Source organism: Trichlorobacter ammonificans (assembly GCF_933509905.1).
Taxonomy (GTDB): Bacteria; Desulfobacterota; Desulfuromonadia; order Geobacterales; family Pseudopelobacteraceae; genus Trichlorobacter; species Trichlorobacter ammonificans.
The window spans coordinates 1,958,397-1,972,271 of the sequence record NZ_OW150024.1 but is presented as its reverse complement, the minus strand read 5'-3'; the positions used below and the strand labels follow the sequence as shown (position 1 = coordinate 1,972,271).

At 62.7% G+C, this 13,875-nt stretch carries 11 protein-coding genes; 4 read left to right on the top strand and 7 right to left on the bottom strand.

What is annotated here, in order from left to right:
• Positions 1–33: 33 nt before the first annotated feature.
• Positions 34–975, bottom strand: a complete 942-nt coding sequence (locus RAK07_RS08870) for a class I SAM-dependent methyltransferase (protein WP_305732475.1) — start codon at positions 973–975, stop codon at positions 34–36.
• A 197-nt stretch (positions 976–1,172) separates the two neighbouring features.
• Between RAK07_RS08870 and acnB the strand changes: the two genes are divergently transcribed.
• The 4 genes from acnB (at position 1,173) to RAK07_RS08850 (ending at position 7,081) form a co-directional block, all read left to right on the top strand.
• The gene (gene acnB, locus RAK07_RS08865) at positions 1,173–3,704 is read left to right on the top strand and encodes a bifunctional aconitate hydratase 2/2-methylisocitrate dehydratase (protein ID WP_305732474.1); all 2,532 of its coding nucleotides are present in this window, start codon (positions 1,173–1,175) and stop codon (positions 3,702–3,704) included.
• Between the two features lie 130 nt (positions 3,705–3,834).
• A complete protein-coding gene (gene rnk, locus RAK07_RS08860; protein WP_305732473.1) occupies positions 3,835–4,269 on the top strand; it encodes a nucleoside diphosphate kinase regulator in 435 nt (144 codons plus the stop codon).
• A 51-nt stretch (positions 4,270–4,320) separates the two neighbouring features.
• On the top strand, positions 4,321–5,169 hold the full coding sequence (locus tag RAK07_RS08855; RefSeq protein ID WP_305732472.1) for a rod shape-determining protein: 849 nt from the start codon (positions 4,321–4,323) through the stop codon (positions 5,167–5,169).
• Between the two features lie 322 nt (positions 5,170–5,491).
• Positions 5,492–7,081, top strand: a complete 1,590-nt coding sequence (locus tag RAK07_RS08850) for a methyl-accepting chemotaxis protein (RefSeq protein WP_305732471.1) — start codon at positions 5,492–5,494, stop codon at positions 7,079–7,081.
• 94 nt (positions 7,082–7,175) lie between these two features.
• Here the strand turns inward: RAK07_RS08850 and RAK07_RS08845 are convergent, their stop codons facing one another.
• The 6 genes from RAK07_RS08845 to secD form a co-directional block, all read right to left on the bottom strand.
• Complete coding sequence (locus RAK07_RS08845; RefSeq protein ID WP_305732470.1) at positions 7,176–7,784, bottom strand: OmpW/AlkL family protein; 609 nt, start codon at positions 7,782–7,784, stop codon at positions 7,176–7,178.
• A gap of 275 nt (positions 7,785–8,059) precedes the next feature.
• On the bottom strand, positions 8,060–8,959 hold the full coding sequence (locus tag RAK07_RS08840) for a cation diffusion facilitator family transporter (RefSeq protein WP_305732469.1): 900 nt from the start codon (positions 8,957–8,959) through the stop codon (positions 8,060–8,062).
• On the bottom strand, positions 8,949–10,664 hold the full coding sequence (gene recJ, locus RAK07_RS08835; RefSeq protein ID WP_305732468.1) for a single-stranded-DNA-specific exonuclease RecJ: 1,716 nt from the start codon (positions 10,662–10,664) through the stop codon (positions 8,949–8,951). Before recJ ends, RAK07_RS08840 begins: the two co-directional genes overlap by 11 nt.
• Before the next feature lie 51 nt (positions 10,665–10,715).
• Positions 10,716–11,279, bottom strand: coding sequence for a tetratricopeptide repeat protein (locus tag RAK07_RS08830; protein ID WP_305732467.1), 564 nt, complete (start codon positions 11,277–11,279; stop codon positions 10,716–10,718).
• A gap of 12 nt (positions 11,280–11,291) precedes the next feature.
• Complete coding sequence (secF, locus tag RAK07_RS08825) at positions 11,292–12,233, bottom strand: protein translocase subunit SecF (RefSeq protein ID WP_305733499.1); 942 nt, start codon at positions 12,231–12,233, stop codon at positions 11,292–11,294.
• Between the two features lie 12 nt (positions 12,234–12,245).
• A complete protein-coding gene (secD, locus tag RAK07_RS08820) occupies positions 12,246–13,838 on the bottom strand; it encodes a protein translocase subunit SecD (RefSeq protein WP_305732466.1) in 1,593 nt (530 codons plus the stop codon).
• Positions 13,839–13,875 lie beyond the last annotated feature (37 nt).

Genomic DNA, 13,875 nt, shown 5'->3' with positions numbered 1-13,875 from the left:
GTTGGCAGGCAAGCAAAAAATAGGAGGGGCGGGTCAGCGGGTTGCCAGCAGGTAGTGGCTGGTGATGACCTCGAAGTGATTGCAGTGGGTGCGCATCCGCCAGGCAACCGTACCGGAACGGTCGATGCTCCAGGGGGGAGTCAGTACCTTGCCCTTTCCCTCCAGCAGGGCACGGACATTGTCCAGCCCCCGGCCGGGGTAGGGGCCGTCCGCAGTGCCCCCCAGCCAGCGTTCCTCCGGCGCGGTGTCGGTTGACCAGGAAAAGGGGTCGGCAAAGAGAAAGCAGCTTTGCCGGTCATCGGCCACCCGGTTCATGTCGTAGAGGTGGGCAAGCGGATAGGCCACCCGGTCCAGCAGGTTCAGGGAGGCCACCTGGACGAAGCTCGTGGCGGCAAAGGGAAGCCGCAGGGCGTCGGCCACGATGAATTCCACGGTGTCGCTGCGCCAGTCCGGCGGCAATGTCAGGTCGAAACGCTGGGTCAGCCGCCCCTCCAGCGGCAGGGTGAAGGTGATCTGACGTTCCCGGGCCAGTCGGCGGGCAGCGGTGATGAATTCCCGGGACAGGTCGCAGCCCACGCTGATCCCGAAGCGGTTGGCCAGCTCGAAGGTCAGCCGTCCCACTGCACAGCCCGCCTCCAGGGCGGCCCTGCCGCCTGGGGCCGCCAGTTCAGCCCAGCCGGGACATCCTTCCTCCCTGGTCTTTTCCCCCAGCAGGTCGCCGTAGTGGCTCCAGAGGTAGCGGCCGGTCATCCCCGCTTCTTCGTAGCGCCGCTGACCGGCGGAGTTGCCGCTGTCCGGGTCCGGCAGCAGGCAGGCGATGCCCTCCTTGATCGGAAAGCGCTTTTTACAGCGGTAACAGTGCAGGGTGCCGGATTCGATATCGTTGTCCCGCTCCCGGTGGATTTCCGGCTGCAACGGTTCCTCCCGGGGCAGGCAGGCCGGGCAGATCAGGTGCGGCAGCAGAAAGGTTTTCATCAATTCCCCCGCAGGCTTGGTCAGGTGCAGCACAGTCTGCCAGCAAAACCGGGGTGACGCAAGCGGGCCTGACGGAGCCGCCGCAAGCCCGCTGCTGAATCGTTGACAACCTTTGGTATAAATTGTATACAGTATGCTCTTTTCCCATACTCTAAAAGTACGTCTAAGTACCTATCACAGAAGGAGGAATTTATACCATGATCGAAGCATATCTGGCCCACGAAGCCGAACGTGCCGCCCAGGGAATCCCGGCGCTGCCGCTGTCCCCCGAGCAGACCGCCGAACTGTGCGCGCTGCTGGAAGCCCCCCCGGCAGGCAAGGAAGCGTTCCTGCTCAACCTGCTGAAGGAACGGGTCTCCCCCGGCGTTGACCCGGCCGCCAAGGTGAAGGCCGAGTTCCTGGCCGGTATCGTCAATGGCAGCAAGAAGTCGCCGCTGGTTTCCAAGGTGGATGCGGTCCGCATCCTGGGCACCATGATCGGCGGCTACAACGTGTCACCGCTGGTTGAGGCCCTGAAGGACGCCGAGCTGGCCGACGAGGCTGCCTGCGCCCTGTCCGGCCTGACCCTGGTCTACGACGGGTTCGATCAGGTGGTGGCCCTGTCCGGTTCCAACGCCGCTGCCAAGAAGGTGCTGCAGTCTTGGGCCGATGCCGAGTGGTTCACCAAGCGCCCCGGCGTGCCCGAGACCATCACGGTGAAGGTGTTCAAGGTGGAAGGGGAGATCAACACCGACGACTTCTCCCCGGCCGGTGATGCCTGGAGCCGTCCCGACATCCCGCTGCATGCCCTGGCCATGGGCAAGACCCGCTTCCCCAACCGGCTGAAGGATATCGCCGACTGGCGTGCCGCCGGCAACCAGGTCGCCTTTGTGGGCGACGTGGTCGGTACCGGTTCTTCCCGGAAGTCGGCCTGCAACAGCGTGCTGTGGCACATGGGCCAGGATATCCCCTGCGTGCCCAACAAGAAGACCGCCGGCGTGATCATCGGCGGCGTCATCGCCCCGATCTTCTTCAACACGGCCCAGGATTCCGGCGCACTGCCGATCAAGGCCGACGTGACCAAGATGAACGACGGGGACGTGATCACCATCAACACCGCCAAGGGCGAGATCACCAACGCCGCCGGCGAGGTGATTTCCACCTTCAAGCTGTCTCCCAATACCATTGCCGACGAGTTCCGCGCCGGTGGCCGGATTCCGCTGATCATCGGCCGTGCCGTGACGGTCAAGGCCCGCAAGGCCCTGGGGTTGGGCGACACCGATGTCTTCACCCTGCCGGTGAACCCGGTTCCCAAGGCGGATCAGGGCTACTCCCTGGCCCAGAAGATGGTGGGCAAGGCCTGCGGCGTTGCCGGTGTGCTGCCGGGTACCGCCTGCGATCCGAAGATGACCACGGTTGGCTCCCAGGACACCACCGGCCCCATGACCGCCGACGAACTGAAGGAGCTGGCCTGCCTCAAGTTCCTGTCGCCGATGTTCATGCAGTCCTTCTGCCACACTGCCGCCTATCCGAAGCCGGCGGACGTGAAGATGCACAAGAGCCTGCCCCAGTTCATCGCCGAGCGGGGCGGCGTGGCCCTGAAGCCGGGCGACGGCGTTATCCACTCCTGGCTGAACCGTCTGCTCTTGCCGGACACGGTCGGTACCGGCGGCGACTCCCACACCCGCTTCCCCATCGGCATCTCCTTCCCGGCCGGTTCCGGCCTGGTGGCCTTTGCCGGTGCCATGGGCTTCATGCCCTTGGATATGCCGGAGTCGGTGCTGGTGCGCTTTAAGGGGAAATTCAACCCCGGTATCACCCTGCGGGACGCCGTGAACGCCATTCCCTACTGGGCCATCAAACAGGGCCTGTTGACCGTGCCCAAGAAGAACAAGGTCAATATCTTCAACGGCCGCATCCTGGAGATGGAAGGTCTGCCCGACCTGACCGTGGAGCAGGCGTTCGAGCTGACCGACGCCGCTGCCGAGCGTTCCGCTGCTGCCGGTTGCATCCAGCTCTCCAAGGAGTCGGTGGCCACCTACCTGCGTTCCAACGTGGCCCTGATGAAGAAGATGATCGCCGACGGCTACCAGGACCCCCAGACCCTGCAGAACCGGATCGACGCCGTGAACGAGTGGCTGAAGAACCCGCAATTGCTGGAAGCTGACAAGAACGCCGAGTACGCTGCCGTGATCGAGATCGACCTGTCCGAGATCACCGAGCCGATCCTGGCCTGCCCCAACGATCCGGACGACGTGAAGCTCTTGTCCGACGTGGCCGGCACCTCCATCCAGGACGTGTTCCTCGGCTCCTGCATGACCAACATCGGTCACTTCCGCGCTGCCGCCGAAATCTGGAAAGGCCAGAAGTTCAACCCGGCCGTCCGCACCTGGATCTGCCCCCCGACCCGGATGGACCAGGACAAGCTGAAGGACGAGGCCTACTTCTCCGTCTACAGCGCCTTCGGCGCCCGGATCGAGATCGCCGGCTGCTCGCTGTGCATGGGTAACCAGGCACGGGTACCGGACGGGGTGAACGTGTTCTCCACTTCCACCCGAAACTTCGACGACCGGATGGGCAACGGTGCCCAAGTGTTCCTCGGCTCCGCCGAACTGGGGGCCGTGGCCGCCGTCATGGGCAAACTACCCACCCCGGCGGAGTACCTTGCGGCGTTCAACGAGAAGATCGAGCCGAACAAGGAAAAAATTTACCAATACCTGCAGTTTGACGAGATGCCCGAGTACAAGTAGGATTTTCCAGGAACCGACCAGGAGCCCCCCGGAACATCCGGGGGGCTTTTTTTTAGGCCGCAGTCTGCGGCGCGATACCGGTGAGGATGTTCGGACCATCGCCGCAACGTGCCCACCCAGGAGGAAACCGATGAAAAAAGAGACCGTTGCCAAGAATCGCCAGATCTACATCACCGACTTTGACCTGCAGCGTCTGCAGGAGCTGATCGAAGTCATGGCGGAACAGCCCTCCCGCGACAACCGCTACCTTGACGAGCTGGACCAGGAGCTGTTGCGGGCCGAAGTGGTGGCTCCCCGGGATATCCCGCCGGACGTGATCACCATGAATTCCACGGTGCGCTTGCTGGATATGGACAGCAAGGGGGAGCTGGAATATACCCTGGTCTTTCCGCCGGATGCGGATCTGGAAAAAGGCCGGATATCGGTGCTGGCACCGGTGGGGATGGCTATGATCGGCTACCGGGTAGGGGATGTGGTGAGTTGGAAGGTGCCGGGCGGTACCAAGCGGCTTAAGATCAAGAAGATTCTGTATCAGCCGGAGGCTGCCGGCGATTTTGACCGCTGACGGGGTAGACGAGGGGATGGGCTGCTGGCGCCCGTCTGAAGGAGGAGGGACATGGGAGCGGGGCAGTACCGATTCACCTTCCGGCACAAGGTGGCCGTCGATGTGGGGACGTTCCGGATTCGCGTGGCGCTGGAGGAGTCCCGACTGCTGGAGTCCTCCTCCCGCTCCGCCCTGCACGCCGGGGTCATTGTGAATGCCGGTGAGGCGGTGACGGCGCTGGAACCGCTGCTGGCCGGTGCACGAACCTTCGGGGTGGTGCGGCCCCACGTGCTGGCCTGCGCTCCCAGCGACGTGAGCGTAGCAGAGCGGGAGCGGCTGGTCACGACGCTGGTTCGTGCCGGTGCCGCGTCGGTTGTGGTGGTTCCCGAGCCGCTGGCAGCGGCAATCGGTGCCGAGATGGACGTTTCCTGTCCCTATGGCCAGATGGTGATCGATATCGGTGAGGGCGTGACCGACTGCGCTGTGATGCGCTCCAGCCGGGTGATCGCCAGTTGTGCCGTGCGCACCGGCTGTGCCGCGCTGCGCCGCTCCGTTGCGACCACCTGCGGATGCGGAGTGGAGGGAGCTGAGATACGGTTACGCATGCAGGGGGTGCGGCTCCGGGATCAACGGCTTGACGCGGTACCCTCCCGTTACCGGGAGGCGGTCTCCGCCGCCATGGTATCCATCGACGCCATGGTATCCGGGTTTCTGCGGGACATGCCGGCACGGATCGGGGCAGAGGTGATTGACAGCGGCATTGTCGTGACCGGCGGCGGCGCACTGCTGCCCGGCATGGCCGACTACCTGGAAAACCTGACCGGTATCCGGGTTACGGCCGCCCCCCGGCCCTTGACGGCAGTGGTCAGGGGGGCACAGGCAATGCTGCCGGTGGTGACGGCACTCAACCAGTGGTCGTGAGGGTGACGCAGCTTTTGCCGATGCTCTGACTGCTGGGCGATAGCGGATGGCATTGTTTTTGCTTTTTCAGCGGTGTTTTTTGGGGTCAGTGTGTCGGTGACCGGTTGGCGGCTGCGAGCGTATCGCTCATCTGCCTGATACTACGTGACATTTTCTGGCAGGCGGGCTGGGATGGCACCGCTGTTGCCGGCTTGCTGTTCTGCTTGCATAACAGACAATTGGTGTCTTTTTGGTGGACTCTTGCTAGAACTGTGTTAGAAAGCAGTGTCATACGCGAGGGGTCTTTCCCGCGCCCCACTTGTACGCTCCAGGAGAAATAACCATGAAAAGTGCGTCATTGCGCTGGAAAATGATTGTACCGGTTGTGGTGTGCGTTGTCGTCGGCGTGGTGGCGACCGTGATTGTCGCCGGTTATTCGGCCCGCTCGGTGGTGTTCGCCGAAATCGAAAAATCAACACTGGTCAAGCTGCGCGATACGGTGCTGATCTCCATCACCACCATGATGACCAGTGGCGCCATGCAAGAAAACAAGGATACCCTGGTCACCCAGATGAAAAGCACGGCAGACCTGCGGCTCATCCGCTCGCGCAACCTGGACAACGATTACGGTGCGGGGGCTGCGGAGGAGTATCCCCAGGATCAGCATGAGCGGGAGGTGGTGGAAAAGGGGGAACCACGGATCATTCGCGAGGCGGACGGCATCAGGGGGATTTTTCCCTACAAGGCCGGAAAAGACGTGCTGGGCAAAAACTGCCTGGGTTGCCACAACGTCCCGGAAGGGGCAGTGCTGGGGGCCATCGATATCCGTATCCCGCTCGCCGGATCCATGGAGCGGATCAGGCGGTTTCAGTACCTGTTCGGCGCCTTCGGCCTGCTCGGCACCCTGGTGCTGACGACCTTCATCTATCTGCTGGCGCGGCGGATTTTCAGCCCCCTGGAAGAGCTTACCCGCAACGTGGCCCACGTGAGGGACGGCAACCTGAGCATCAGGTTTACCTATGCCAGCCGGGACGAAATCGGTGTCCTGAGCGTCAGCATGAACGACATGGTGCGGGCGTTCCGGGAGTTGATCGGCAGGATATCGGCATCATCGAACAGCATTGTTACGGTAGTGGATCACCTCCGCACGGAGTCGAAAAAAATGTCCGAGGGCTCTGAGCATCAGGCGGGACAGATCATGCAGATCGCCACGGCCAACGAGGAAATGGCGGCTACGGCGGGTGATATCGCCAACAACTGCCACCTGGCCGAAGACAGCGCCCGTCAGGCCGATGGCATGGCCCATGAAGGCTCCGTCGTGGTGGAGAAAACCATTCGCGTCATGGCGACCATTGCCGACCGGGTCAAGACGGCTGCGCGTACGGTGGAGAGTCTTGGTGCCCGCTCCGACCAGATCGGTGCCATTGTCGGCACCATTGAGGAGATCGCCGACCAGACCAACCTGTTGGCCCTGAACGCAGCCATCGAGGCGGCCCGGGCCGGCGAACAGGGGCGGGGGTTTGCGGTGGTGGCCGACGAGGTACGCGCCCTGGCGGAGCGGACCACCAAGGCCACGCGCGAGATAGGTGAAATGATCAAGGCCATCCAGGCCGAGACCCGGCAGGCGGTGCAGTCAATGGAGGCAGGCGTCAGCGAGGTTGAGATCGGTACGCGGGAGGCGGCCAGTTCTGGCGAGGCCCTGGAGAGAATTCTTGAACGGATCAGCGCCGTGACCATGCAGATCAGTCAGATTGCCACTGCCGCGGAAGAGCAGACTGCCACCATCCAGGAGATCAATACCAATATCCAGATGGTTGCCGATGTGGCCCGGAAGAACGGCGAGGTGGAAAAGGACGTGCTGAAGGAGGTTGAGCAACTCACGGTGACCTCCCGTGAATTGAAGGAGTCAACCAGCCGGTTTGTTCTGGAATAGGTCAGTCGGCTCTTTGCTGCTGCGGAACAGAAAAAGGCGGGATATCCCGCCTTTTTCTGTTCCACCACGGAAGGGGTGCTGCGCGGAGAAGGCGTCAGAAACGATAGCCCACGCCGATGCCGAAGAGATGGGGGTTCAGATCAAGGTTGTACTTGGTGCCGGCAATGGTTGCCTTGGTGTCGGCGTTCAGATACTTGTAGTCGATGTTGAAATAGAGGTTGTTGGTGATTCTGATGTCGGTGCCGGCCTGGGCGGCCCAGCCGACGCTGTTGTCGATCTGGAAATCGCCGACGCCGTTGAGTTTGGAGCTGAAAGGAAAAATCACGTTGAAGCCGAAGCCGACATAGGGGCTGACGGCGGAACCGGCAAGGGGATGGTACTTAAGCGTGATGGTGGGGGGGAGCAACCAGGTTGAACCGGCATAGTCAGACCCCAGCTTGACATCGTGACGCGTGACGCCGGCGATCATTTCAGCGGAGAAGTTTTTCGTGACGAAATACTCCAGGTCCACTTCCGGGATGATATCGTCGCTCAGCTTCGGATTCAGGGCGCTCAACCGCGAATCGAACGACTCCGCAGGCTTCACATAGATTGCGCGTACCCTGATCCCGAACGACTTGTAATCGTCCGCCGCCTGCGCTACCTGACTCCCGCACACCGCCACCAGTCCCGCTACACCAGCCAGAAATCCGATCCGCTTCATCATCCTGCTCCTTTCACCCTGCAAAAGTGGTGTAATGCGACAAATAGGACCATATAAATCCTTTTTGTCCGACCAGTAAATAATGCGTTTTTTGACTTAGGTCAAGGAAATTTTTTTGTGATGGTGGGTGCAGGGGCGAAGAGTGTAAACGAGCCGTGGTACCGCTGGAGAACGGCAGCCATGATGGCAGGGGGAGCGGCGCGGCAGACAGGGGGTGGTCGGGGAAAACTCGATTGCGAGTGACCCACGGGGTACGGAGGCGAAGAGAAAGGGGCTCAGAGCCTGATCAGGTCCTCATGTGCTTCGTCATGGGGGTTGATATGGATCATGACGTCGCCGACGTTGGGAAATTGCTCGAAAATGAGCCGCTTTACCGCAGTGGCGACGTCGTGGGACTCCTTGACCGTCATGGTCGGGTCCATGTCCAGCTTGAGGTCGATGATATAGTATTGGCCCGAACGTCGGGTCCTGATCTCATGGACGTGCTCGACCTGCGCGACGCTTTCGGTCAGCTCGATCACTCGTTGATTGAAGGAGGCCGGGGCTGCGCCGTCCATCAGGTCGTGGGCTGCGCTGCGGAAGGTCTGCCAGCCGATATGCAGAATGAAGAACGCGGTGAGCGCGGCGGCCAGCGGGTCGAGCAGCGTCCAGCCCAGGGACGCACCGCTCACCCCCACCAGGGTTGCCACCGAGGTCAGGGCATCCTTGCGATGGTCCGCCGCCACCGCCGTCAGTGCGGGGCTGTGCAAGGACATGCCGGCGCTGATGGTGTAGCGATAGAGCAATTCCTTGATGACAATGGTTGCAAGGGCTGCACCGATGGCCACCGGTTCAGGGCGCGACAGGTGCTGTCCGATAATGGCGGAAACGGCCTCCCACAGGATCCAGAGGCCGGTGAGGACGATCAGCAGGGCAACCAGCATGGCAGCCAGTGATTCGGCCCGGCCGTGACCGTAGGGGTGACGCTCGTCAAAGGGCTCGCGGCCCAGTCTGAGGGCGTACAGCGTGCCGAAGATGGCGACGAAGTCACAGCCACTTTCAATGCCGTCGGCAAAGACGGCGGCGGAGTGCCCCCAGTAGCCGGCGGCCAACTTCATAACCATCAGGCCGGCATTGATCCAGAAGCCGATGCGGATGATCCGCTCAGCACGATTGAAACGCCCGTCACGCTCCATGCAGCTCCTCCGGACGAATACCCTTTAACCGCAGTTGCAGTCGTTCGCCGCCTCCCCAGGTATCCAGTTCCGGGGTACAGGCAATATCGACCCGCTGGGGGATCGGGCCGCCTGCCATCCGCCAGCCGATGGCAGGATAGATGGTTCGCTCCTTTTCCAGGCGCATTTTCAGATGTCCGTCGCCGACGGTACGGGCCTCCAGAACCCGCATGCCCCGCAGCAGCAGGGTCGGCTCGGCATTGCCGATGCCGAAGGGAGCAAGCCGCGCCAGCTCCCCGACCAGCGACAGATTCAGCTCCTCCGGTGTCAACTCGGCATCGAGCGATAACGTTGGCGCAAGATCAGTGGCGGCGAGCTGAGCCGCGGCCACCCGTTCAAAAGTTGTTGCAAAGGCATCCAGTTCGCCGGGAGCGACGGTCAGGCCGGCAGCGGCCCGGTGGCCGCCGTACCGTTCGAGGTGGGCCGCGCAGGCGTGCAGCGCCTCCAACAGATGGAAGCGGGCGATGCCCCGTCCCGAGCCTTTACCGCTGCCGTCGTCGCGCCGGGCCAGCAGGATGGCGGGGCGGGCGTGGCGTTCCGTCAGGCGGGAGGCGACGATACCCACCACGCCGGGGTGCCAGAGGGGGGAGGAAAGCACGATGCTGGCGTGTTGTTCGTTCCACCCCTGCAGTGCCATCAGCGCCTCCGCTTCCTCGAAGATACGGCGTTCCACCTGCTGGCGTTCGCTGTTGGCGGCGTCAAGCTCCCGTGCCAGGAGCTGTGCCCTTGCCGGGTCGTCGGTGAGCAGCAGTTCCACGCCGGGCAGGGCACTTTCCAGGCGGCCGGCGGCATTGAGGCGGGGAGCCAGGCGAAATCCAACCTGGCCGCAGGAAACGGCCCCCTTGACGGTGGCAACGGCCTTGAGGGCGGCGAGGCCGGTGCGACAACCGTTACCCATCCGTTGCAGCCCCGCCGAAACCAGCAGCCGGTTCTGGCCAGTGAGCGGTACCATGTCGGCTATGGTGCCCAGGGCCACCAAGTCGAGCCATTGGCGCAGGTCGGGGCCGCCGCCGTCGAGCAGCCCCTGTTCACGGAGCCGGGAGCGGAGCGCCACCAACAGGCAGAAGGCCACACCCACCCCGGCAAGTCCTTTGAAGGGGTAGGGACAGTCACTGCGCTGCGGATTCAGCACGGCAACGGCGTCGGGCAACTCCTCCAGGGGCTGGTGATGGTCGGTGATGATCAGGTCGAGCCCCTGGACGCGGCAGAAGCGGGCCTCTTCCAGGGCGGTGATGCCACAGTCGACACTGATGATCAGACGGTATCCCTGGTCGGCCAACTGCCGCAGGGCGTCGAGACTCAGGCCGTAGCCGTCTTCCATGCGATGGGGGATGTGGTAGTCGGCGCGGATACCCAGGACAGGCAGCGCACTAACCAGCAGGGCCGTGGCGCTGATGCCGTCCACGTCGTAGTCGCCGTAGATACAGACCGGTTCCTGCCGTTCCCGGGCCAGCAGCAAGCGGTCCACGGCCTGCTCCATGCCGGCCATCCGGCCGGGATCGGTCATGCCGGCCAGGGTGGGGGAGAGAAAACCGTCGGCTGCCGCCGGGGTGGTAAACCCCCGTGACGCCAGGATGCGGGCGATAACCGGTGAAAGACCGAGTTCCCGCGTCAACCGGGAGGCGGCGGCCGGATCGTATGGGGTAAGACGCCAGTGTCTGTTCATGACCGTAAAACAGCAATCCCCCGCGGCGGCGGGGGATTGGCTTGTCTAGGGCTACTTGGCGGGAAGCTGGCTCAGCATCTCTTTTGCCTGCCGGGCCATGTCGCTGCCCGGCTCCTGGGCGATCAGCTTTTCCCAGACGGTCCGGGCCTTTGCCGGTTGCTTCAGGTCGACGGCGTAGACGATCCCCTGGTTGAAGAGGCTCTGCAGGTGTTTGGGGTTGATCGTGTTGGCCTTTTCGAAGTTTGCCAGGGCCCGGTCGAAGAAGCCCAGGGCCCGGAACATGACGCCCTGGTCGGTCAGCACGTTGGGGTTGTTGGGGTCCAGTTCAAGGGCTTTGGCGTAGGCCTGGACCGACTTCTGGGGGTTGTGGGCGTCAAAATAGTCGTTGCCCAGCGAGATCCAGGCCTGGACGTTCTTGGGATCCTTGGCGACAATGGCTTCAAGCTCGCTGATGCGGGCGCTCAACTGGGCCGGGTTGCCCGCGGGGCCGGCGGCCTGCTGGACCGCTGCCGGACCTGCCGGGGAACCGCCGGTGACCTTGCCGCCTGCCAGGATTCCCAGCAAGATACCGATGATCAGGCCGGATACACCGAATACGATATTTTCCTTGTTCATTGCGATGCTCTCCTATGCTTTGGCCGGTGCAGGGCCGGCGCCGGCGGAGCCGGCTTTGTTTGCGGTTCGCTCCGCGAGCAGCATGATAACCGGGCTTGCAACGAAGACCGACGAGTAGGCGCCGACCACCACTCCCACCACCAGCGCCAGGGCGAAGTCGTGGATCATCTCGCCGCCGAAGAAGAGCAGGGCGGAGGCGGAGAGAAAGGTGGTGATCGAGGTGACGATACTGCGGGACAGCACCTCGTTGACGCTGCGGTTGATGATGGTATGCAGTGCCCCTTTCAGGTCCTTGTGCAGGTTTTCCCTGATCCGGTCGAAAATGACCACGGTGTCGGTGAGGGAGTAACCGGCGATGGTCAGCACGGCGGTGACGAAGAGCAGGTTGATCTCTTTGTCGAACAGGTAGAACACGGCGAACATGGCCATGATGTCATGCAGGGTGGCCACCACGGCGCCGACGCCGAAGTTGAAGTCGAAACGCCAGGCGATGTAGACGATGATCCCCAGCATGGAGATGGCCACGGCGATCAGGGTGTCCTTGCGCAGCTTGTCGCCCACCGCGGGGCCGATCTCGGTGGTGCTTTCCACCGTGACCGAGGTGCCGGGCAGCCCCTTCTGCAGGGCCGCCGGCACGGTTTCCGCCGCCTTGCCCACGGTTACCTGGCTCTTGCGGGCCAGTTTCACCAGCAGTTTATTCCCTTCCTTCACCTCCTGCAGTTCGGCTTCGATGCCGGCGCTGTGCAGCGCCTTGCGGACAGCGGCCATCTCTACCGGCTTGTCGAACCTGAGCTGCAGGGAAGTGCCGCCGGTGAAGTCGATCCCCATGTTGGCGGTGCCCCGGATCATGGAGACGACCCCCAGGATGCCGATAACGGTGATGATGATCGAGATGACAAAGGTGATCTTGCGCATCCCGATGAAGTCGATGTTGGTTTTACCGAGCAGTTCGATCATTGGCTCCCCCTATATGCTCATCTTCTTGACGCGTCCCTTGTGCAGGAACAGGTCAAAAATGGTCTTGCTGGCCGTCAGCGCCGTGAACAGGTTGATGATGATACCCAGCGACAGGGAAACGGCAAAACCCTTCACCGGGCCGGTGCCGAACTGGAACAGCACCGCGGCGGTGATCAGGCCGGTGACGTGGGAGTCCATGATGGTCAGGAACGCCTTGTCGTAGCCGGCGTCCAGCGCTGATTTCGGTGATTTGCCGATACGCAGCTCCTCGCGGATCCGTTCGAAGATGATTACGTTGGAGTCCACCGACATGCCGACCAGGAGCACGATGGCGGCGATGCCCGGCAGGGTCAGGGTGGCCCCCAGGGCGGCCAGGGCTCCCATCAGGTAGAGGACGTTCAGCACCATGCCGAGGTTGGCCACAACGCCGCAAAGCTTGTAGTAGACCGACATGAAAATGAATACCAGGACGATGCCGATGGCGCCGGCCATGAGGCCCTTCTCGATGGAGTCCTTGCCCAGGGAGGCGCCGACGGTGACGTTCTGGATCACCTTCACCGGCGCCGGCAGGGCGCCGGCCCGCAGCACGATGGCCAGGTCCGAGGCGGTTTTCTCGGTGAAATTGCCGGAGATCTGGGCGCTGCCGCCGGAGATCCGCTCCCGGATCACCGGCGCGGAGTAGATGGTGTTGTCCAGCACGATGGCGAAACGCTTGTTGACGTTGGCCGCGGTGACCTGGTCGAACAGTCGGGCCCCCAGGGAGTTGAACTCGATGGCCACGTAGGGCTGGTTGAACTGGGAGTCGATCCGAACCTGGGCGTCGGTGAGCAGGTCGCCGGTGATCAGGGCCTTTTTCTTCACCACCATGGGAGTTTCGCTGACGGTGCCGGTGGTGCGGTCAACGATCTTCTCGGTCAGCACCTCGGCGTCTTCGGGGATGGCGCCACCGGTGGGGGAAACCTCGTCCAGCACCATCTTGAATTCGAGACGGGCGGTACGGCCGATCAGTTCGATGGCCCGCTGGGGATCCTTGATGCCGGGGAGCTGCACCACGATCTGGTTGGTCCCCTGGCGGGCGATGACCGGTTCCGCAACGCCGAACTGATCGATCCGGTTGCGGATGGTTTCCAGGGCCTGGGCAACGGCCTTGTCTTTGCGGTTCTGAATCTCCTGCTCGTTCATCCTGATCTGGACGCCCACCATCCCTCCCTCTTCCACGGAGGTGTTGACGTCGTAATCACGATACTTTTCCTTGAGCAGTTTCTGCGCCTGACCGGCGGTTTCCCGCTCGTAGAGCACCACGGATACCCGGTCGTGACCGGTACGGCTGACCCGCTTGAAGCGCAGGTTTTTGGAGGACAGGGTGTCCTCCAGGTCGGTGGCCAGCAGTTCCAGAGTCCCCTCGACCGCCTTCTGGGTGTCCACCTCCATGACCAGGTGGGTACCCCCCTGCAGGTCGAGGCCAAGGCTGATCTTATCCTTGGGCAGGATCCCCTTCCACCACGACGGCAGGTTCGGCTGCAGGGTGGGGACCAGGTAGATGCAGGAAAGTACGGTGAATGCGATAATCAGGGTGATGCGCCATCCGGCTCCTTTGGGCATCGGTACGTCTCCTTTTAAGAGGTTGGCTCACAAACAG